18 protein-coding genes are annotated in these 21,286 nt (G+C 35.0%); 15 read left to right on the top strand and 3 right to left on the bottom strand.

The window, feature by feature from the left end:
- Position 1: 1 nt before the first annotated feature.
- Positions 2–1,015 carry an L-glyceraldehyde 3-phosphate reductase gene (gene mgrA, locus BMY39_RS07505; protein WP_092578197.1) on the bottom strand — a complete coding sequence of 338 codons (1,014 nt, stop codon included), beginning with the start codon at positions 1,013–1,015 and terminating at the stop codon, positions 2–4.
- Between the two features lie 98 nt (positions 1,016–1,113).
- On the bottom strand, positions 1,114–3,369 hold the full coding sequence (locus BMY39_RS07500; RefSeq protein WP_092579148.1) for a S9 family peptidase: 2,256 nt from the start codon (positions 3,367–3,369) through the stop codon (positions 1,114–1,116).
- Between the two features lie 266 nt (positions 3,370–3,635).
- On the opposite strand from BMY39_RS07500, the gene BMY39_RS07495 reads away from it, so the two are divergent.
- From BMY39_RS07495 to BMY39_RS07455, 9 genes are all read left to right on the top strand, one after another.
- Positions 3,636–5,189 (top strand): DEAD/DEAH box helicase, encoded by a 1,554-nt coding sequence (locus tag BMY39_RS07495; RefSeq protein WP_092578195.1) that lies wholly within the window; start codon positions 3,636–3,638, stop codon positions 5,187–5,189.
- Positions 5,190–5,209: 20 nt separating this feature from the next.
- Positions 5,210–6,055, top strand: a complete 846-nt coding sequence (locus tag BMY39_RS07490; protein WP_245738209.1) for a DMT family transporter — start codon at positions 5,210–5,212, stop codon at positions 6,053–6,055.
- A gap of 254 nt (positions 6,056–6,309) precedes the next feature.
- Entirely contained in the window at positions 6,310–7,410 is a 1,101-nt protein-coding gene (locus BMY39_RS07485; protein ID WP_092578191.1) for a Re/Si-specific NAD(P)(+) transhydrogenase subunit alpha, read from the top strand.
- Between the two features lie 4 nt (positions 7,411–7,414).
- Complete coding sequence (locus BMY39_RS07480; RefSeq protein ID WP_092578189.1) at positions 7,415–7,723, top strand: NAD(P) transhydrogenase subunit alpha part 2; 309 nt, start codon at positions 7,415–7,417, stop codon at positions 7,721–7,723.
- Positions 7,723–9,102, top strand: coding sequence for an NAD(P)(+) transhydrogenase (Re/Si-specific) subunit beta (locus BMY39_RS07475; protein ID WP_092578187.1), 1,380 nt, complete (start codon positions 7,723–7,725; stop codon positions 9,100–9,102). The genes BMY39_RS07480 and BMY39_RS07475 overlap by 1 nt, the downstream gene beginning before the upstream one ends.
- Positions 9,102–10,160 (top strand): glycosyltransferase family 9 protein, encoded by a 1,059-nt coding sequence (locus tag BMY39_RS07470; protein ID WP_092578185.1) that lies wholly within the window; start codon positions 9,102–9,104, stop codon positions 10,158–10,160. Before BMY39_RS07475 ends, BMY39_RS07470 begins: the two co-directional genes overlap by 1 nt.
- Positions 10,161–10,179: 19 nt before the next feature.
- Positions 10,180–11,484, top strand: coding sequence for an MFS transporter (locus BMY39_RS07465; protein WP_092578183.1), 1,305 nt, complete (start codon positions 10,180–10,182; stop codon positions 11,482–11,484).
- 98 nt (positions 11,485–11,582) lie between these two features.
- The gene (locus tag BMY39_RS07460) at positions 11,583–12,143 is read left to right on the top strand and encodes a DUF4251 domain-containing protein (RefSeq protein ID WP_092578181.1); all 561 of its coding nucleotides are present in this window, start codon (positions 11,583–11,585) and stop codon (positions 12,141–12,143) included.
- Positions 12,144–12,331: 188 nt separating this feature from the next.
- A complete protein-coding gene (locus BMY39_RS07455) occupies positions 12,332–12,811 on the top strand; it encodes an Hsp20/alpha crystallin family protein (RefSeq protein ID WP_092578179.1) in 480 nt (159 codons plus the stop codon).
- Between the two features lie 46 nt (positions 12,812–12,857).
- Here the strand turns inward: BMY39_RS07455 and BMY39_RS07450 are convergent, their stop codons facing one another.
- On the bottom strand, positions 12,858–13,016 hold the full coding sequence (locus BMY39_RS07450) for a YqaE/Pmp3 family membrane protein (protein ID WP_092578177.1): 159 nt from the start codon (positions 13,014–13,016) through the stop codon (positions 12,858–12,860).
- A 186-nt stretch (positions 13,017–13,202) separates the two neighbouring features.
- Here BMY39_RS07450 and BMY39_RS07445 point away from each other — a divergent pair, with 186 nt between their 5' ends.
- From BMY39_RS07445 to BMY39_RS07420, 6 genes are all read left to right on the top strand, one after another.
- Positions 13,203–14,216, top strand: coding sequence for a ligase-associated DNA damage response exonuclease (locus tag BMY39_RS07445; protein ID WP_092578175.1), 1,014 nt, complete (start codon positions 13,203–13,205; stop codon positions 14,214–14,216).
- Positions 14,213–15,802 carry an ATP-dependent DNA ligase gene (locus BMY39_RS07440; protein ID WP_092578173.1) on the top strand — a complete coding sequence of 530 codons (1,590 nt, stop codon included), beginning with the start codon at positions 14,213–14,215 and terminating at the stop codon, positions 15,800–15,802. The genes BMY39_RS07445 and BMY39_RS07440 overlap by 4 nt, the downstream gene beginning before the upstream one ends.
- Positions 15,802–18,255, top strand: coding sequence for a ligase-associated DNA damage response DEXH box helicase (locus BMY39_RS07435; RefSeq protein WP_092578171.1), 2,454 nt, complete (start codon positions 15,802–15,804; stop codon positions 18,253–18,255). The genes BMY39_RS07440 and BMY39_RS07435 overlap by 1 nt, the downstream gene beginning before the upstream one ends.
- 5 nt (positions 18,256–18,260) lie before the next feature.
- The gene (gene pdeM / locus BMY39_RS07430; RefSeq protein WP_092578169.1) at positions 18,261–18,920 is read left to right on the top strand and encodes a ligase-associated DNA damage response endonuclease PdeM; all 660 of its coding nucleotides are present in this window, start codon (positions 18,261–18,263) and stop codon (positions 18,918–18,920) included.
- 116 nt (positions 18,921–19,036) lie between these two features.
- Entirely contained in the window at positions 19,037–20,491 is a 1,455-nt protein-coding gene (locus BMY39_RS07425; protein ID WP_092578167.1) for a DUF3360 family protein, read from the top strand.
- Positions 20,492–20,649: 158 nt separating this feature from the next.
- Positions 20,650–21,255 (top strand): peptidase associated/transthyretin-like domain-containing protein, encoded by a 606-nt coding sequence (locus BMY39_RS07420; protein WP_092578165.1) that lies wholly within the window; start codon positions 20,650–20,652, stop codon positions 21,253–21,255.
- The last annotated feature ends 31 nt before the right edge of the window (positions 21,256–21,286 follow it).

Genomic DNA, 21,286 nt, shown 5'->3' with positions numbered 1-21,286 from the left:
ATTATCCTGTAATGTTATCAATTAACTTTAACTCATCATCTGTAAAACTCAAATTATCCAAGGCTTTTACATTTTCTTTTAATTGATCAGCTGAACTTGCCCCAATTAAAACTGAAGCCACCTGTTTGTGTCTCAATATCCAAGCAATGGCCATTTGGGATAACTTCTGATCTCTATTTTGAGCAATGATATTCAAACTTTTAATTTTAGAAATATTACTATTTACTGTTTCTTTATCTAAATATGTCAAACTTTTAGCTGCTCTAGAGTCTTTTGGGATACCATTTAAATATCTATCCGTCAACATACCTTGTGCTAAAGGTGAAAACGTAATACAACCAACACCATTATCTTCCAAAGTATCTAAAAGTCCATCTTCAATCCAACGGTCGAACATAGAATAGCGTGCCTGATGTAGTATAAAAGGCGTATTAGAAGCCTTTAAAAGTGCTGCAACCCTTTGTGTTTCTTTAGGTTGGTAGTTTGAAATGGCAACGTATAAGGCTTTTCCTTGACGAACAATATCAGTTAACGCGCCCATGGTTTCTTCTAAAGGCGTTTCAGGGTCTGGTCTGTGGTGATAAAATACATCAACATAATCTAACCCCATACGTTTTAAACTTTGGTCTAAACTTGCCATTAAATACTTTCGTGAACCCCAATTGCCATAAGGCCCTGGCCACATATCAAATCCTGCTTTACTCGCAATAAACAATTCATCACGATACGATTTGAAGTCTTTCTTTAAAATCGTTCCAAAATTTTCTTCCGCAGAACCGTATGGCGGCCCATAGTTATTCGCCAAATCAAAATGTGTAATACCTAAATCAAAAGCACAACGCAATACGTCTCTTGCATTTTGAATGCTATCTACAAACCCAAAATTATGCCATAAGCCTAATGAAATTGCTGGTAAAAGTACACCACTTTCACCAGTTCTTTTATAAGTCATTTTATCATAGCGCTCTGATGAAGCAAGATATTCCGTAACTCCCGATTTATCGTTGGTTTGCATAATTGAATATTTAAGAAATACAAAAATAGTTTTTAAAAACACACAAAAAAAGCCGTTTGAATAAACAAACGGCTTTTATCTATAGAGCTTATTAACTTTTAATCTTTTATAGGCTGTTTTATTTCAGGTTTCAAGTGTTTTGCATAAAACCCCATCATTGTTTCATATAATGCAATTCGGTTTTCTTCTTTTCCAAAACCATGCCCTTCATCATACTTTACCATATATGGTACATCTACACCTTTAGCTCTTAATGCAGATACAATTTGATCAGATTCATTAATGTTCACTCTAGGATCATTTGCACCTTGAACTACAAACAGAGGTTTTTTAATTTTATCAATATGGAATACCGGAGATACCTCTTCCATAATTGCTTTTTCTTCTGGAATATCTGAATCATACCATATTTCTTTTACAAGCTTTGTATATGGTTTCCAATATTCTGGAAACGAATCGAAAAATGTGAAGATATTTGATACCCCAACATAATCCACACCACAAGCATATAAATCTGGGGTTTTGGTCATGCCTCTTAATACCGCATAACCACCATGGCTACCACCATAAATGGCGGCATTATCTTTATCAACCCATCCTTGGTCTATTACATATTGTAAACCGTCTTCTACATCATCCATAGCCTTTCTACCAATTTGCTTGAATCCAGATTCTAAGAATTCTCTACCATAGCCTCCAGATATTCTAAAGTTTACTTGTAATGTAGCATATCCACGGCTAGCAAATAATTGCGCTTCAGGATTAAAACCCCAAGAGTCTCTTATACCTTGAGGGCCACCATGCGGATTCACAATAACAGGTACGCTTTCTCCGTTTAATGCGGCCTCTGGCAGAGTAATATAACCATGAATGGTTTTTCCATCTCTACTTTTAAATGTAATTGGGCGCATTTCGGCCATGTCTTTTTCAATTAAATTTGGCATCAAATTGTAAAGTAATTTGAATTCTTCAGTTTTCGTATCATAGGAGTAATAGGTGCCATATAATTTATCACTTTGGATAAAAACTAAATATTTACGTTCATCATCCGTTGCATCGGGAATTGAGTAGTTGTATCCAGGAAATTTCGAAGTTATGTTATTATGAATCTTTTTATAAAAGTCACTCACTGGAACAATTTGTCTTTTTTCACCTTCAAAAGAAAAATAGTCTAGTTCGTATCCTCTTTTTCTGGATAGTCCCAAGCCAGAAACATCGTAGTTTTCATTTGAAAACAACTTTTTTATGACTTTGTCTTCCTTGATATCATACAAATAAATTTGTGTTTTATCACTATCTAAATTTGAAACAACATAAACATCATGTGGATAATCGGTTGCGTAATTAAAAGACGAAATGCTAAAACTATCTTTCCAATTCAACTTTTTTATAACCTCATAATGTTCTCCATCAAAAGTATAATATAGGTCTACGTTTACACCTTCACGAAGTTTAGAAAATCCCCTAAGATTTCCGTCTTTATCAAACTCGTAGCCATTAATTGGGTTTGCTGCGTCATCATTTTTATAAAGCTGTTTTAATTGACCAGTAATGATATTAATTTTATAGGGTTCAAAAATTTGAGGATTGTTCTTATTCATAGATATAATCATGTGCTCTTTATCCTCTTTCAAACCATTTAAAATATTCACCTTTACACCATCAAAAGGAGTGAGTTCTTTTTGGTTAGATCCGTCTATATCTACAGCAAACAGATGATAATCTTCATTACCGCCTTTATCCATAACATATATGAGACGATTATCGTTAGCCCATCCATAACCTCTTATTAATTCTTCTTTTTCTTCAATAACCCGAGTAACCGCTTCAGTTTCTGTGTTTTTCACGTACACATGACTTTTTGTATTTTCATCTTTTTCTCTGTACGATAGATAGGTGCCGTTTGGTGAAAATTGAAATGAGCTCGCCTTTGGTTTTGCAAAATAGTCTGCCACCGAATACTTATAATTTGTGGGATTCCAATTGGCAAGTTTAGCGAGGTCTTCGTCAGAGGTTGGTAAATCTGTGTTGCCTGGAAGGGTTTTCACTGTTTTTTCTAAGTTTAAGGGGAATTCCATACCGCCTTGGTGAAATGTTCCTGTTAACATGTTATCCTTCAATGTTGCTACATACTTTATACCAGCTTGATTGAATTTAATTGTAAGGGTATCAGCTGTAAAAGTGGTTTCGTCCATGGGTATTCCAGTGGCCCCTTGTGAAGGGCTATCCATAGTCGAAGACAGGTTGTCGGCTTCTGCCTTAATATCGAAAATTAATGGCATTTCCATGCCTTGAACAGATAATGTTCCTTTCCAAGACCCTGTCACATCTTGTGCACTTGAATGTGTAATCATGCCCAAAAATAAGAATAAAGCACTGCTCAATTTTAAAAGATAAGATTTCATTTTAATAGATATGTTTAAGATTAAACTAAAAATTTGTAATGGTTAGTTCATAAGAATAAAAAGGGAACGTTTTGTTACAGTTTTAAATGGCTTTTATGAATTTTTAACATTCTAAGATTAAAATTATTATCAACAATCCATTGGATAACTTTAGAGAAAACAACTTTAATAAACCCAAGAAAGGTGTTACTTTTGCAATTTACTAAACAGTACATATGTCGATTTCTAAAACTGAACTCTTAGAAAGAAAAACCGGAAAAGAGCTCTATAGCTATCAAAAAGGAGCTATAGATAAAATTTTTACCGCTTTTGAAGAGTCTCCAGCAGATTACCATTTACTATACCAATTGCCAACGGGTGGAGGAAAAACTGTAATATTTTCTGAAATTGTTAGGCAATATTTAAACACCAAAAAGAAAAAGGTTTTGGTAATGACACACCGTATAGAATTGTGTAAGCAAACCTCGAATATGCTAACAGAATTTGGTGTAATAAATAAAGTTATAGATAGTAAGGCAGACTTAAGCGACCAAGGTGAATATAGTTGTTTTGTAGCCATGGTTGAAACCTTAAATAATCGTTTGAACGATGATAAACTCGATATCTCTGATATTGGTTTAGTAATTATTGATGAGGCACATTATAACTCTTTCACTAAGTTATTTAAATTCTTTAGTCAGTCGTTTATACTAGGTGTCACTGCAACTCCATTGAGTTCTAGTATGGAATTGCCAATGACAGATAATTATGATGAGTTGATAGTTGGAGAGTCTATAGAATCTCTTATAAAGAGAGGATTTTTGGCACGTGCTGAAATGTTTAGTTACAATGTTGGTTTAACGAGTCTTGTAGTAGGCGCCAATGGCGATTATACGGTAAAGTCATCTGAAGATTTATATACCGATGATAATATGCTCACCAAGCTTTTGCGTGCTTACGAAGAACGCTCTAAAGGCAAAAAAACATTGATATTTAATAACGGAATTAATACATCATTGCATGTATATGATACGTTTAGAAGAGCCGGATATCCCATCGCACACCTAGATAATACTAATACTAAGAAGGAAAGGGCCATGATATTAAAATGGTTCAAGAAAACCCCTGATGCTATACTAACTTCCGTAAGTATTTTAACCACTGGTTTTGATGAGCCTACAGTGGAAAGTATCATTTTAAATCGTGCTACAAAATCTCTAACCTTGTATTATCAAATGATAGGTCGCGGCTCTCGTGTTTTAGAGAATAAAGATACATTTCAGGTAATCGATTTGGGGAATAATTTCCACAGGTTTGGCCCATGGGGCGATAACCTAGATTGGCAGCGTATTTTTAAATCGCCTAATTATTATTTAGATTCCTTGTTGAGCGACGAAGAGCTAGAAAGTAATTTTAGATATGAAATGCCAGATGCTTTGCGTGCAGAATTTGGTAATTCAGAAGAGGTGTACTTTGACATTCAAAAAACCTATGTAGATGCTATAAGAGCAGGAGAATCCACAAAGGTTGTTTTAGAGCGTTCTATCGCACAACATGCAAAAATTTGTATTGAAAACAGTGAGGATGTTTATGATGCTTTGGCGCTGGCCAAAAAATTGGGAGATGATATAGATTTTAGAATTAAACGTTATACCAAATGCATTAGCAAAAGTACCTTTAACTTTGTAGAATGGTTACGTGGCGATTATCGTAAAAAGTTAAATTCCTATTTACGAGTAAATTTTGATGAGGTGTTTGAAGAAATTCACGGATATGCGCCAAAAGAGTAACCTCTTAACCACTAAATTCATTGGAGCTTAAAAAGGCTATTGCATTCATGGTAGTAAGTACTTTATCATTTGCTTGTATGAATGGTATAGTGAAACATTTGGTGCACATGAATGCCTTCCAAATAGTGTTTTTCAGGTCGTTTAGTTGCCTCTTTTTTACTTTCGGCTATTTGCTTAAAAACAATATCCCTATATTGGGAAATAAAAAAGGTCTACTCATCGTCAGAGGGCTGGTAGGTGTTACTTCTATGACGCTATTTTTTATGTCAACTAAATACTTACCAATAGGCACTGCAGTTTCATTGCGCTATATGGGTCCAATTTTTGCAGCAATTTTTGCAGTAATTTTATTAAAAGAAGCTATTCGTCCTATACAATGGCTTTTCTTTATTATCGCTTTTTCTGGCGTTATAGTTTTAAAAGGATTTGATGCATCATTAAGTATTTATGGCCTATCATTAGTTTTTGTTTCTGCTGTTTTTGTTGGTTTGGTTTATGTAATTATTAATAAAATAGGCAAGAGCGACCACCCCGTTGTAGTTGTAAATTACTTTATGGTGATTTCGACAATAGTGGGAGGTTTGTTGGCACTCAATTATTGGGTGACTCCAAAAGGTTGGGAATGGCTAATGGTTTTTGGATTAGGCTTTTTTGGGTATTTCGGGCAGGTTTATATGACAAAGGCATTTCAAATAGTAAAAACGACTAAAATTGCTCCTTTTAAATATTTAGAAGTGGTTTTCACGTTATTGCTGGGTGTAGCTTTATTCAGTGAAATATATTCATTTTGGAGTCTTTTGGGAATCGCTTTAATAATAACAGGACTCGTTTTAAACGTTACCTATAAGTCTAAGCTAAAGGAATAGATTTTTTAAACAACCACCAATTTTTGTAATAACTAAATTTAGATGTATATCCTTTATTTTTAAAAGCTTTTCAACAAAAATTGGGTTATACTAAACTATTCGTAAAAGTATTTTTCTGTGAGTGTAGAATAGCGCTATTTGGTTATCTTTGTTTCTTAATTTTATGTTAAAGTTAACAAGTTGTTATAGGGTACTAATTCTATTAAAACGCTTTATTTCTTTTTCAAAAAACAAACTAAACAAACCAAACCAAAATGAAAATTGGTATTCTAAAAGAAACCCAAAAAGGCGAAAAGCGGGTTTCATTATCTCCAAATATTGCTAAACAATTAATTGCAAAAGGCTTTACGGTAATAGTTGAAGAATCAGCTGGAGAAGCATCTTCATACAAAGACGAGAATTTTACTGAAGTTGGTGCTAATATCGAAAAACGAGGTGTTGTATTTAAGGAAGCTGATGTTCTGATTAAGATTAATCCGTTTGATGAAGAGGATTTAAAATTAGTGGATAAAAGTCACGTTCTAATAAGTCAGCTCTATCATAAGTCGAACCCAAAACTCATTAAAGCTATAGCTGCTAAAGGTGCTTCAGCCTTTTCCATGGACGCGATGCCAAGAATTTCTAGAGCACAGGATATGGATGTATTGAGCTCTCAAAATAACCTTGCAGGTTATAAAGCTGTAATTCTTGGAGCTTATGAAATGACTAAGATTTTTCCGTTAATGATGACTGCCGCAGGTACTATCACGCCATCTAAAGTATTGATTTACGGGGTTGGTGTGGCTGGATTACAAGCAATAGCTACAGCAAAACGATTGGGAGCTGTTGTAGAGGCCACCGATATTAGAAGCGAAACAAAAGAGCAAGCAGAATCTTTAGGTGCTAAATTTATTTCAGTCGACAATCAAGGCGAGCAATCTGAAGGAGGTTATGCTACAGAGGCTTCAGAAGATTATGTAAGAAAGCAAAAGGAAGCTGTAAACAAATCATTATTTCAAGCAGATTTGGTAATTACAACTGCAAATATTCCAGGGAGAAAAGCGCCAACTTTAATCACGAAGGAACAGGTAGAACAGATGAAAAATGGTGCTGTTATTATCGATTTGGCTGCGGCACAAGGTGGTAACTGCGAGTTGAGCAAACTTAATGAAACGGTATTTGTAAACGGAGTAAAGGTAATTGGAACTACTATAGCACCTGAAAGTGTTTCTACCAACGCGAGTGAATTATATGCAAAGAACATCTATAATTTTTTAGTGCATTTAACTGAAGACGCCAAATTTAATTGGGATTTAGAAGAAGAAATAACTGATGAAACTCTAATTATTAAAGAAGGAACTATCCGAAAAAACTAAAATCATGAACGAATTCATTCAATTTATTAGTGATAATCTACAGATTGTTTACATACTTATTTTAGCCATTTTTGTTGGCATAGAGGTTATAAAAAGTATTCCTGCTGTTTTGCATACCCCATTAATGTCTGGCGCTAATGCCTTAAGTGGTGTTGTAATTGTAGGAGCAATATTAGTTATGCTTCATTCTAGTCCTGATGATTATTTAGCATTATCACTTGGGTTTATAGCTGTTGTATTTGGAATTATAAATGTTGTTGGAGGTTTTGCGGTTACCAACAGAATGTTACAAATGTTTAAAAAGAGAAAGTAATGAGTGTTTTATTAAGCGTAATTTATTTGATTGCTACAGTAACATTTATTGTAGGTTTAAAACGATTGGGTCATCCAGATACCGCTAAAAGCGGTAATATGGTTGCAGCTATTGGTATGGGGCTGGCAATACTTGGTACTATTTTTATTCATGATATAAAAGTCGCACCGTTTATCTACATTCTTATTGGGGTTGCCATTGCTTTGGGAGGTATTATTGGCTACTTAATAGCTATTAAGGTTGAAATGACAAAAATGCCAGAACTTGTATCCTTATTTAATGGCTTTGGAGGGGCTAGTGCTGCATTAATCGGGTTGGTAGAATTTAGTAAATCGGTTGACGACACGCTTCAAGCTACCACTATTGTATCCGGTATTATCATCGGTGCCATCACGTTCTCAGGTAGTTTAGTTGCTTGGGGAAAATTGAATGGCTCGCTAAAAAGTGTAGTGAAATTACCTCAGTATAATAGTATTAATAATATTTTCTTTTTAGCTATTATGGCCATTGCGGTATTTATGATAGTTACAGGAAACCACAGCCCTCTGTTTACATATGGTATTTTAGTTGGCGGACTTATTTACGGCGTATTGTTTGTGCTGCCTATTGGAGGTGCCGATATGCCTGTAGTGATTTCGTTATTAAATTCACTTACGGGTATCGCCGCAGCTATTACAGGAATTCTTTATGATAATATGGTTATGCTCGTTGGTGGTATTTTAGTAGGATCTGCTGGAATTATACTTACTGTAGCAATGTGTAAAGCCATGAATAGAACACTTGCTTCGGTGATATTTGGTGCTTTTGGCGGCGATGAGGCTGTTGTTGGGTCTGGTAAAACTCAAGGAACTATTAAGAAAACTACAGCCAGTGATGCTGCGATAATGATGAATTATGCTACTAATGTGATTATTGTTCCGGGCTATGGATTGGCAGTTGCCCAAGCGCAACATGTTATTCATGAATTAGAAGAAATTTTATCGAAAAAGGGGGTAAACGTAAAATATGCGGTACATCCTGTGGCAGGAAGAATGCCTGGGCATATGAATGTTTTATTAGCTGAATCTAATGTAGATTATGATTTATTGGTAGAAATGGATGATATTAACCCTCAATTCACGAATACCGATGTGGTTTTAGTCGTTGGGGCCAATGATGTAGTTAACCCAGCTGCACATAACGATCCTTCTAGCCCTATATATGGAATGCCTATATTAGATGTTGAAAATGCAAAACACATCGTTGTCAACAAACGAAGTATGAATGCTGGTTATGCAGGAATTCAAAATGAATTGTTTTTCAATTCTAAAACATCGATGTTATTCGGTGATGCTAAAGCTGCATTAACCGATTTGGTAAGTGAACTTAAAAACATGTAATGAGCTTTAAAAGTTGGGTTAATCAAAAGCGACGACTGGTAATGAATGCACTTACCAAGAGGGTAGGGAGTTCGTATTTAGAGCCAACGCTTGAGGTTGGTAAAAATATTATTATAAAAAAGGTTTTAATTATAAGACCAAATCATCGTCTAGGAAATCAGCTTTTAACCACACCACTAGTTCAAGAGGTAGAAAATACGTTTCCAGAATGTGAAATTGATTTGTTTGTAAAAGGCGGTGTAGCGTATCCAGTTTTTGAAAATTACCCATCTATCAATAAAATCTATCAACTACCTAGAAAACCTTTTAGCAATTTATTCAAGTACGTCATGTGTTGGGTTTCCATAAAACGAAAACGTTATGATATGGTAATTAATGGCGATAAGGATTCATCGTCTGGTAGATTGTTAACAAATCTAGCCAAAGCTCCACTTAAGGTTTTTGGTGATGTTCACAAGGATATACAGGCAAGGTATGACGATTACCTGCATATTTCTAAATATCCGGTGTACAATTTAAGATGGTATCTTTCTAAGTTGGGATATCCAGAAAATTATAATCCCCTCCCGGTTTTAAATTTAAAGCTCTCTGTTGATGAAATTTCAAATGGCAAACAAGTATTAAATAATTTAGTGAAAAATGAAAAACCAACCATTTGTATTTATACGAACGCTACAGGTAATAAATGCTACTCGGAAGAGTGGTGGGAATCATTCTATGCGAAACTAACTGATAATTTTGCCAAAGCATATAATATTATTGAAATGTTACCCATAGAAAACATTTCAAAAATAAACTTCAAGGCACCTAACTTTTATAGTAAAGATATTCGCGAAATGGGTGGCATTATTGCAAACACTTCAATTTTTATAGCTGCTGATAATGGCGTAATGCACCTAGCAAGCGCAGCGTTAACACCAACCGTTGGTTTATTTTCAAGAGATAATCAAGCTATTTATGGGCCTTATGGCAATGGTAGTTTAGCGCTTCATACCAAAGTGAAATCGCAAGAGGATTGTATAGCATCTATAAGTAGCATATTGAACGCACCCATTTAGTTGAGATGCATCTATCGCTATGAAACATTTAAATAAGTTTTCCTTTGTAAACCCAAAAGCATTTCCGTTTTTCTATGGATATATAATTCTTGTAGTTGGAAGCGCAGGTATTTTGGCGAGTATTCCAGGACAGACCGTTGGTGTTTCGGTTTTTACCGACCCCGTTAAAGATGCGCTAGGATTAACTAGGAATCAGTTTAGTAATGCCTATATGTTTGGTACTTTGTTAAGTGCTTTTTTTGTAGCCAGGGCAGGTGTTTTATTTGATAGATTTGGTGCAAGATACGTTGCTTTTTTTTCTGCCCTATTTCTCTGTTTCTCACTGTTATTATGTTCAAAATCTGTTCATATTAGTGAAGCCATACAATCTATTCTCAATGTTAAAAAATCATGGGGTATCCCTTTCGTAATAATCACGCTACTGTTTTTCGCTATTCGTTTTTTTGGTCAGGGCGTATTAACTATGTCTTCCAGAAATATGATAATGATATGGTTTGATCAACACAGGGGTAAAATAAATGCAATAAGTAGTATTACGGTATCCTTAGGTTTTTCAAGTGCGCCTATTTTCATTAATTATTTGGTGGATAATTATGGTTGGGAAGGTTCGTGGCAAATACTTGCACTTTGTCTTTTTATATTTAGTATAGTAGTAATTCAGTTTTATCGAAATAACCCTGAAGAATTAGGGTTAAAACCAGATGGGAAAATAAAAAAAACGAAGTCTAAAAAAGTAAGCAAAAAAGAAAAACATTTCACTTTAAAGGAAGCTAAACAAACGCGTGCGTTTTGGATGATTGGTTTAGCCTTGGCTTTTAATAGTTTTTTTGTAACAGGATTTACATTTCATGTGATTTCAATTTTTTCCAGTCAAGACTATACAAAACTTCAGGCCATTGCTGTGTTTTTGCCTATATCTGTTATAGCTATTATTGTATCAACAACATGTAATATTTTGAGCGATTATATAAGTCACATTGTGTATTTATACAGTATGTTATTTGCGGGCGTATTGGCTTCATTAGGTTTATTATTTTTAGGACAGCAATTTGGTGTATATCTTTTAATTTTTGGTTTAGGTGTATTTGGTGGTTTATTTGCTGTAGTAAATGCCGTAACATGGCCTAGATATTTCGGCAGAAAACACTTAGGCGCAATTACTGGGAAAGCGATGAGTTTTCTAGTAATAGCAAGTGCTATTGCTCCAAGTTTGTTTAGCTATTGCTATACTATTTTAGGCTCTTATTCCAACATAAGTTATCTTACTTTAGGTTTTTTACTGTTTTTAATCTTAGCATCTTTAAAAGTTAGGAGTCCGCAATAAGTCTATTTAAAATGGACTTCTTTGGGTTTGGTTGATTTTAACTATTATTTATAACAATTGTATTTCTCTATTTCGTAAATTGAAATAAAACTAAAGTTATGAAGCGTATAGGTTTGTTTTTAATCGTACTTATGGTCACAGTAATAGGCTGTAAATCTTCAAAAGAAATAATAGCACCATCTCAAACAAAGGCTTTTAATGATTTGGTAAATTCTCGAGAGTTTACAATTGAAAGCCAGTGGGCTTACCCTCAATTAACAAATGCAATGTCTCAGGTATTATCATCTCAATTGTTAGCAGCTGGAAACAGCGCTAGTGCCATAAATTTAATTGGAAACCCAAACTTTTTAACGATTAAGGGTGATAGTGTCACTTCATATTTACCATATTATGGCGAACGTCAAATGCAGATAGCCTATGACGGTAGAGATGGAGCAATACAGTTTAATGGGGTAATGGATGAGTATAGGATTGAAGAGGGAAAAAGCAACAGTAAAATTATTTCGTTTAAAGCTAAGAGCAATTTAGAAAATTTTAATGTTACAATTACATTATTCCCTAACTACAATAGTGAAATAGTTTTAAGAAGTACTTCACGATTTTTTATACGATATACTGGAGAAGTAGAGCCCATTTCTTCAGAAGACGAACAATCCTAGTTTAGAGTTTAATCTATTTTTTAAGGGCAATAGTGACGTTTTGACACAAAAATAATTACTACAAGTGTCATTTTGACGCATATAAAAAGGCTTTGGCCTTTGGCATTTCATTTGCTTATACTAGACTGAAGTTTAAAACGCTTCACTCGTTATTAAAACTAAAAGTATAACAAAAAAATTATAGAATTATGAGCACATTAATGAATATTCCAAAAAACGGACATGACACTAACAAAAAATTAAGCGTTTCACATGGTAATTGGTCTAACTGGATAGACGATTTATTTAATGTTAATCCATTTCAACCTGTATTAGCAAATACTATTACATCCGGAGTTGCTGTTCCTAAAGTTAATGTAAGAGAAACAAAGGATGATTATTTTGTAGATATGGCTGTTCCAGGAATGAAAAAAGACGATTTTAATATAGACGTAGATAAAGATGTATTATCTGTATCCGCTGAAGTAAAGGAAGAAACTGAGAACAACGAGGATAATTTTACCAGAAGAGAATTTGGCTATAGAAGTTTTAAAAGAACTTTTACCTTACCAGATTCCATCGATGATGATAAGATCAAGGCAAAATATGAAGATGGTATCTTAAGCATTCAGTTGCCAAAGCGTGAAGAAGCTAAGCCAAAACCAGCACGCACGATTAAAATTTCATAATGGAAATTATCTGAAGATAAAAAAAGGGGCCGTAGTGCCTCTTTTTTTATTTGTTTTGATTTACATAAAATGCATGCACCACACCGGGTAACCACCCAACTAAAGTAAGCAATACATTAATTAAAAATTTGCCGCTTAAACCATGTTTTAAAACAACAGCTAGCGGAGGCAAAAGTATGTTTAAGAGAATTGTGAGTATAGACATATAAATACATTTTTATTTTTTGTGAATTTAAAGCTTTTTCATCAATAGCCTTAACTGAAATCATTAAAACCATAACGCTTTAGATAACGTAATCTTAAAATAAGTCTCTCATTTTTTTCTAAAAAGGTAATAGTAAAGTGAACAACTAACATCTAATTTGTATTTTTATTAAAAATTGCACATTTTTTGAAATTAATCCGTTTTACAAAAAAAGGACTGTATTGTATCCCAGGAAGGTTCTATCTCGATCCGTGGTATCCTGTGGATTATGCTGTGATTTCTCATGGGCATGCAGATCATGCACGTTGGGGTATGAAACGGTACTTATGCCACCATCATTCAAAACCTATTTTACAACATCGCATCAATGCAGAAATCAATATTGAAAGTTTAGGGTATAATGAGCCCATAAATATTAATGGTGTTAAAGTAAGTTTTCATCCCGCTGGACATATTATTGGTTCTGCACAAATTCGTCTAGAATACAAGGGCTTTGTCCTTGTTTTTACAGGGGATTATAAAACAACTTCAGATGATGTCACCATTCCATTTGAACCTGTAAAATGTCATGAATTTATTACCGAAAGCACTTTTGGACTGCCTATTTATGAATGGCTACCAGATGCCGTTTTAAAACAACAGATGCGCAATTGGATAGCTACAAACCAAGCAAATAATAGAACGAGTGTGTTTTTTGGATATTCCCTTGGGAAAGCACAGCGTATCATGAAAATGCTAGATGGAGTTGATGATATATACGTACACAGTGCCATTCATAATTTGAATGAAGCTATAGAAAGCACAGATATAACTTTGCCAAAAACAAGCTTAATAACAGCTGATTTCAACAAAACCGATATTCAAAATAAAATCGTGATTTTACCACCAGCTTTATTAGGATCTCGCTTATTAAAACGTATTCCTAATGCAGCGACCGCTGTGTGTTCGGGCTGGATGCAAATACGCGGTAATAGACGATGGCGTGCCGTAGACGCAGGTTTTCCGGTGAGTGACCACGCGGATTGGAACGGTTTAATTGATGCTGTGAAAGCCACTGAGGCAAAAAAAGTATATGTTACCCATGGTTCTCAAGCTACATTCGCTAAATATTTAAATGAAATAGGCATTCCTGCAGCAGAAGTTAAAACCGAATATGGTGAGGAGCAACTAAATGATGCGGAAACAAAAGCTACAGCATGAGAGACTTTGTTGATTTAATTAACGCCATAGAAATCACCAATAAAACCAATGCGAAAATACAAGCATTGGTAGATTATTTTACAAAAGCCTCTGTTAAAGATAAGCTATGGCTCATTGCTATATTTACAGGTAAACGTCCACCACGGCCTGTAAAAACAACATTAATGAAACAGTGGTGCATGGAAATTATTGAACTTCCAGAATGGTTGTTTCTAGAAAGCTACAGCACCGTTGGAGATTTAGGGGAAACACTCGCGTTACTTTTGCCTGAACCAACGCATAGAATAGAGAAAACACTTGACGATTGGATGCAAGATATAATCGCGCTAAAATCAAAATCGGATGAAGTAAAAAAAGCATACGTGTTAAACGCATGGTCTGGTCTTAATATGCATGAGCGCTTTATTTTTAATAAACTCATTGGTGGTAGCTTTAGAATTGGGGTGTCAAAGAAAACGCTCGTCAACGCGCTTTCAAAACTTTCGGGTATCGACGCAAATCAACTCATGCACAGTATTATTGGGAATTGGGATATTAATACGATTTCTTTTGAAGCGCTTTTAAATGGCGACCATATCAATTATGATAATTCTAAACCTTATCCGTTTTGTTTAGCTTATGCTTTGGAAAAGGAGTTGATAGATTTAGGTCAACCTGAAGATTGGCAAGTAGAATACAAATGGGATGGCATTCGCGGACAGGTAGTAAAACGTAATGGAGAAATTTATATTTGGTCAAGAGGTGAGGAACTTGTAACACGTCAATTCCCTGAGATTGAAGCGGTAATGAAAACCTTCAAAGATGATTTCGTAGTAGATGGAGAAATACTTGCATTAAAGGATAGCAACGTTTTGTTATTCAATGATTTACAGAAACGATTAAATCGAAAAAATATTTCCAAAAAACTATTAAAGGAAGTGCCTATCGGATTTTATGCATATGATATTTTGGAGTTTAATGCTAAAGACATTAGAGCGCATCCACTAGAAAAAAGAAGAGCTATTTTAGAGCAGTTATTTTCAAGTATCGCACTGCCAAAAAATATTCAACTCTCTCAAATGATAACATTTGAAAAGTGGGACGCACTTCACAGAATTAGAGAAAATGCGCGTTCGATAAATTCTGAAGGTCTGATGTTAAAACAGAAGAGGTCTTCGTATCATGTTGGAAGAAAAAAAGGCGATTGGTGGAAATGGAAGGTAGACCCGCTAACAATTGACGCAGTTATGATTTACGCACAAAAGGGTAGTGGTAGGCGTAGTTCTAAATACACCGATTATACCTTTGCGGTTAAAAAAGAGGACGGTTTGGTAACAGTAGCTAAAGCCTATTCTGGATTAACGGATAAAGAAATTACCGAAATTTCAAGGTGGGTGAACAAAAACGCTATTGAAAAATTCGGACCAGTACGTACCGTAAAACCTGAGCTGGTGTTTGAAATCGCTTTTGAAGGTATTGCATTGAGTAATCGTCATAAATCTGGAGTTGCGTTACGTTTCCCCAGAATAAAACGTTGGCGGAAGGATAAAACTGCAGACGAAATTGACACCATCACTTCTGTTAAAAACTTAATACACGCGCAGTAATGGGAAAGTTTGAAGACAGCGACGGTTACAGGATTATTCAAAATTATTTTGATGAAAAGGAGCAACACCCGTTTCAATTTCAAACGAAGACTTGGAAAAAATATGCCAATGGGTTTAGTGGCGTTGTAGTTGCGCCAACAGGTTTTGGGAAAACATTTTCGGTGTTTTTGGCTGTGGTGATAGATTATTTAAATCACCCAGAGCAATATGACAAAGGGCTTAAATTATTATGGATTAGTCCGCTGCGTTCTTTAGCTAAGGATTTAGCTAAAGCTATGAAAATAGCAATAGATGAAATTGGTCTAGATTGGGACGTCCAGGTGCGAAACGGCGATACGCCTCAAAACATAAGAAGACAGCAGGAACGTTTAATGCCCGATGTTTTATTAACTACACCTGAAACCATGCACTTGCTGTTTTCCCAAAAGAAGAACTCCAGATGGTTTACTTCATTAAAATGCATAGCGGTTGATGAATGGCATGAACTTCTAGGAAATAAAAGAGGTGTGCTAACCGAATTGGCGGTCTCTAGATTAGCCACAATTGCCCCCAAAGCAAGCATTTGGGGTATAACAGCTACCATTGGTAATCTTCAAGAAGCTATGGATGTTTTAATACCATACCCTAATCATAAAACGGTAATGGTAAAAGCCAAGGAAAAGAAGAAAATAAAAGTGATTTCTGTTTTACCTGATGAAGTTGAAATATTACCATGGGCGGGACATTTAGGCAAATCCATGAGTTCTAAGATTGTGCCAATTATTCAAGAAAACAAAACCACACTTATTTTTACAAACACCCGTGGACAAAGTGAATTATGGTATCAAATTATACTGGAAGCAGCTCCAGAATTAGCAGGTCAGTTGGCCATACATCATGGTTCTATAGATTTAAAACTAAGGCATTGGATTGAAGACAACATTGCAGAAGGCAATTTAAAAGCGGTGATTTGTACGTCTTCTCTGGATTTAGGGGTTGATTTTAAACCTGTAGATTGTATCATCCAGATAGGATCAGCAAAAGGGATAGCCCGATTTATGCAACGTGCAGGCAGGAGTGGTCACTCACCTTATGAAATCTCAAAAATATATTGCGTACCAACACATTCCTTAGAATTAATTGAAGTTGCAGCTTTAAAAGAAGCTATAAAAAACGACCAGGTTGAAGCCCGTCAACCTATGGTGTTGTGCTACGATGTGATGGTGCAGTTTTTGGTCACTTTAGCTGTAGGAGAGGGATTTAAGACTGTAGAAGCATTTCAAATTTTAAAGCAAACACATGCCTTTTCATATCTTACTGAAGATGAGTTTCTTTGGGGCTTACAATTTATAACTCAAGGCGGCTCAACATTAAAAGCTTATGAAGAATTTCATAAGGTTGTTAAGGATAAAGATGGGGTTTACAAGGTAAAAAGCAGACGTATTAGTATGCTGCACCGCATGAATATAGGCGCCATTGTAAGCGATGTCATGCTTCGTGTAAAGTTTTTATCTGGTGGTTATATTGGGATGATTGAGGAATATTTTATTTCAAAACTGAAACCAAAATCTAGTTTTATTTTGGCGGGTAGGGTTTTAGAAATGGTGCATATAAAAGATATGACGGTATTTGTAAAACGCAGTAATGCTAAAAATGCCATAACCCCTAGTTGGTTAGGTGGTAGGTTGCCATTAACATCATATTTAAGTCATTTTTTAAGGATAAAACTAGGCGATGCGTTATCCCCCGGAACTAGAGAACGGGAACTAAAGTTTCTACATCCTTTAATTTCAAGGCAGTCATCGCATTCACATATTCCTGAATCGGACGAGTTTTTGGTCGAACTTATTGAAACCAAAGAGGGCCACCATTTATTTATGTATCCGTTTGAAGGGCGTTTGGTACATGAGGTTATTTCAGCATTAATTGCCCATAGGTTAAGTAAAATAAAACCATTAACCTATACTATCGCAATGAATGATTATGGGTTTGAATTATTGAGCGATCAACCATTTCCGTTAGATGAAAGTAATATACAGGTGTTGCTTTCTAAAGAACACCTCATGGAAGATGTTGCCGCGAGTATCAATGCTTCAGAAATGGCATCTCGAAAATTTAGGGATATTGCTGTTATCGCTGGATTGGTAGTACAATCCAGACCCGGAAGTAGGCAAAATAACAAAAGTTTACAATCCTCTTCTGGATTAATTTTCAGGGTTTTAGAAGACAATGAGCCACAAAATCTATTATTAAGACAAGCCTACACAGAAGTTTTTAATCAGCAGTTAGAAGAAGTAAGATTACAAGCCGCATTTGAACGAATTTCAAAAAGTAAAATTATTTTAAAGCGCGCTAAAACATTTACGCCGTTAAGTTTTCCGATAAAGGCAGATAGTTTGCGAAATTCTATGAGTTACGAAAGTTTAGAAAAACGCATTCAGAGAATGCAACAACAAGCAATGAAAGTTAATTGATATTAATGACCATAGCCACAGAACATATTATTTTACAAGGAGAAGAGCTTATACTTACAAATCAACGTGTTGTATTTTGGAGCAAAACAAAAACTTTAATTTTATCTGATTTGCACATTGGTAAAACTGCCCATTTTAGAAAAAGTGGGATTCCTATCTCTTCAGAAGTTCTTCACAAGGACTTAAAACGTTTAAAGGTGTTAATTTCTCATTTTCAGCCCAAAACACTACTTATTGTTGGCGATTTGTTTCATGCAGAATTTAATGAAGATGTAAAAACCTTTCAAAAGTGGATGCAGCAATTTAATGGTGTATCGATTACTCTGATAAAAGGTAATCATGATAAAAATTCGTTTGAATTATATGAAACTTTGAATATCGATATCAAACCTAATTATTTAGAGATAGCACCATTTACATTCACGCATGACGTAAAAGTCGTTAGTCAAAACGAATTCTACGTTTCAGGTCATAAGCACCCTGGAGTACTTTTAAAAGGTAAAGGGCGTCAACGGATAAAATTACCTTGCTTTCAAATTACTGAGCATCAACTTATTCTCCCAGCTTTTAGCGTATTCACTGGTTTAAATACCAAAACTACAACAAAAAACAGCAAGTGTATTGCATTTACTGAAGACTCAATATTTATGGCTAATGTTTTTTAAGTAGTATCGTTTAAACTAAAAAGAGTTATATAAACCTGACAATTCTCATATTCAAGTATTTAATTCAAAAGTATTTTTAAACACTTGAAAAATGTACACCATTCCTTAAACAGTATATGGAGAAAAGTGATAAGAATTCTTATAAAGAGAAGCGGAGAAAATCTAGTGAATTTGAAAAAAGGCAAGATTATTTAGAGCATGAATTATTAATCATGAAATTCCGTAGATGGAAAGTCCATTTACCGTTTAGAGATTTTCATATTGAATTTGAAGATTTAGTACCTGCTTTAGCTGCCACCATAGGCAAAGTGGTAATGGTAACTGCTATGGTAGCAGCATTTGCTGCACAATTTGGTCTTTCACCAGAATTTGTTGCAGAAAACGTGAGATACGAATTATTGATTGCTGGTGGTATTTTTGTAATTATTTTTTCAGCAATACTTAACCCAAGAGCAAACTTGGCTGGTACTCATGGCCCAATGATACCATTAATCCCAATAATTGCGGCAGCTGGAGGACATCCCTTGGCGTTAGGGATACTAATAGGTGTTTTTGGGCTCATATTAAGTATCACTAAAGGTGGCTCAAAATTAATGACATTAACAGGTGTTGGCGTACGAGGTGGTTTACTTATTTATCTTGGTGCCGTTGGTCTTATTGGGCAAATAACCAAATTAGAATCATGGGCTAGTAATTCTAATGCAAGTGCTGTTTCTTTTGTAGTAATAGGAGTTACAATTATTATTTACGCTTATTTGGCTCGAATTAAAAAACGCTGGTTGGCTATTCCGTTATGTTCTGCAATAGCTGGTATAATAGCTTATGCTATGGGAGTTAATTTTGAATTTACCACATCACCAGGACTTCCACATATGAATCCATTTTGGTGGTGGGGAGAAGATACAGGTTGGCAATTGGGTTGGCCAGATTTGGGGCATTTTATAGCTGTAATTCCTTTTGCAATTCTTGCAGTAGCCATGTGGTCTCCAGATTACTTAGGGCACCGTGTTTTTCAAGAATTAAATTACCCCAAAAAAGCAAAAGATGTACTAATGGATGTGGATGATACCATGACGGTATCTTCAATCAGGCAAATGGTAGGTACATTTTTAGGAGGTGGTAACATTGCTTCATCATGGGGTACATACATGATTCCAGCGGCTATAGCAAAACGGCCAATACCAGGCGGTGCCATACTTACGGCAATATTGTGTGTTCTAGCTTCAGTTTTTGGATACCCAATGGATTTAGCCATGTGGGAGCCCGTGCTTCGTGTAGCATTAATAGTTGGTGTGTTTTTACCATTACTTGAAGCGGGTATGCAAATGGTAAAAAAACAAAACGATTCTTTAAGTGCTGGAACTTGTATTTTTGCTTGCGCATTTGTAAACCCAGTTTTCGGATGGGCTTTAACTATGTTACTTGATAATTTGGGATTGATAGGAGATAAGGAAAGAGCTAAAGAATTATCATTAAAGGAAAGACTAATTATTCCAGGTGTTATGTTTCTTATTTGTGTTACTGCTTTGGCTTTAGTAGGTCAGCTTCCCGGGATTCCAGGTATGTTTTAGTTTTTAGCTAAGATGTAAAATTTTTTATTTCATCGGTGTTTTTTGCAGTTCATATATGTACTCGTTCAATGAACCTGTGATTTGTACTTTTCCCCGATTTTTTATTTAGGCGCTTAGGTACTTAATTAGTTTTGAGGAGATTAAAAAAGTAATGCCCCATGAAACGATTAATTACACTTCTATTTTTAACAGGTCTGTTTACCTTTGGTAACACATTAAATGCTCAAGAATTAGCGGATAATTATAAAAAGCGTCATGCTATTTTTGACTATACCGATAAACAATTAAATAATACAGATACCATTCCTGGTTTTGAAAATCAATCTCAAAAGTTGAAGATTACCGGAACCATTTATCAAAGTGATGGTATTACACCTGCAAAAAATGTGGTACTATACATTTGTCAAGCAGATGAAGAAGGCGATTATCATTCTGAAAAAATTAATGGTAAACGTACATTAAGACACCAAGGATGGATTAAAACAAACGCTGATGGCCAGTATACATTTTATACTTTTGTTCCGGGAACCCATTGGGGTACAAAGGATTTAATGCAGATTCACGGATATGTAAAAGAGCCCAATACCACAGAAGCATACGCCATTAACCATTTTGTTTTTGATAACGACCCATTCTTGAGAAAATCATGTCGTAAAAAAATAGCCAAACGTGGTATCAATAATATTTTGAAATTAGAGAAAAAAGACGGTCTGTTAATTGGTAAACGTAATATTGTATTACAAAATAGTCCACAAACTTTTTAGTGTTTATTATTTTACCAGAAATCCCCAAGCG

Origin of the sequence: Hyunsoonleella jejuensis (assembly GCF_900111025.1) — a bacterium.
Taxonomy (GTDB): Bacteria; Bacteroidota; Bacteroidia; order Flavobacteriales; family Flavobacteriaceae; genus Jejuia; species Jejuia jejuensis.
The sequence above is the reverse complement of the archived record's forward strand: the minus strand, read 5'-3'. Positions and strand labels throughout refer to the sequence as shown.

Excerpts from the sequence above, each read along its gene's own strand:
- mgrA (WP_092578197.1), bottom strand. The coding sequence starts at position 1,015 with ATGCAAACCAACGATAAATCGGGAGTTACGGAATATCTTGCTTCATCA.
- BMY39_RS07500 (WP_092579148.1), bottom strand. The coding sequence starts at position 3,369 with ATGATTACACATTCAAGTGCACAAGATGTGACAGGGTCTTGGAAAGGA.
- BMY39_RS07495 (WP_092578195.1), top strand. The coding sequence starts at position 3,636 with ATGTCGATTTCTAAAACTGAACTCTTAGAAAGAAAAACCGGAAAAGAG.
- BMY39_RS07485 (WP_092578191.1), top strand. The coding sequence starts at position 6,310 with ATGAAAATTGGTATTCTAAAAGAAACCCAAAAAGGCGAAAAGCGGGTT.
- BMY39_RS07480 (WP_092578189.1), top strand. The coding sequence starts at position 7,415 with ATGAACGAATTCATTCAATTTATTAGTGATAATCTACAGATTGTTTAC.
- BMY39_RS07475 (WP_092578187.1), top strand. The coding sequence starts at position 7,723 with ATGAGTGTTTTATTAAGCGTAATTTATTTGATTGCTACAGTAACATTT.
- BMY39_RS07470 (WP_092578185.1), top strand. The coding sequence starts at position 9,102 with ATGAGCTTTAAAAGTTGGGTTAATCAAAAGCGACGACTGGTAATGAAT.
- BMY39_RS07465 (WP_092578183.1), top strand. The coding sequence starts at position 10,180 with ATGAAACATTTAAATAAGTTTTCCTTTGTAAACCCAAAAGCATTTCCG.
- BMY39_RS07460 (WP_092578181.1), top strand. The coding sequence starts at position 11,583 with ATGAAGCGTATAGGTTTGTTTTTAATCGTACTTATGGTCACAGTAATA.
- BMY39_RS07455 (WP_092578179.1), top strand. The coding sequence starts at position 12,332 with ATGAGCACATTAATGAATATTCCAAAAAACGGACATGACACTAACAAA.
- BMY39_RS07450 (WP_092578177.1), bottom strand. The coding sequence starts at position 13,016 with ATGTCTATACTCACAATTCTCTTAAACATACTTTTGCCTCCGCTAGCT.
- BMY39_RS07440 (WP_092578173.1), top strand. The coding sequence starts at position 14,213 with ATGAGAGACTTTGTTGATTTAATTAACGCCATAGAAATCACCAATAAA.
- BMY39_RS07435 (WP_092578171.1), top strand. The coding sequence starts at position 15,802 with ATGGGAAAGTTTGAAGACAGCGACGGTTACAGGATTATTCAAAATTAT.
- pdeM (WP_092578169.1), top strand. The coding sequence starts at position 18,261 with ATGACCATAGCCACAGAACATATTATTTTACAAGGAGAAGAGCTTATA.
- BMY39_RS07425 (WP_092578167.1), top strand. The coding sequence starts at position 19,037 with ATGGAGAAAAGTGATAAGAATTCTTATAAAGAGAAGCGGAGAAAATCT.
- BMY39_RS07420 (WP_092578165.1), top strand. The coding sequence starts at position 20,650 with ATGAAACGATTAATTACACTTCTATTTTTAACAGGTCTGTTTACCTTT.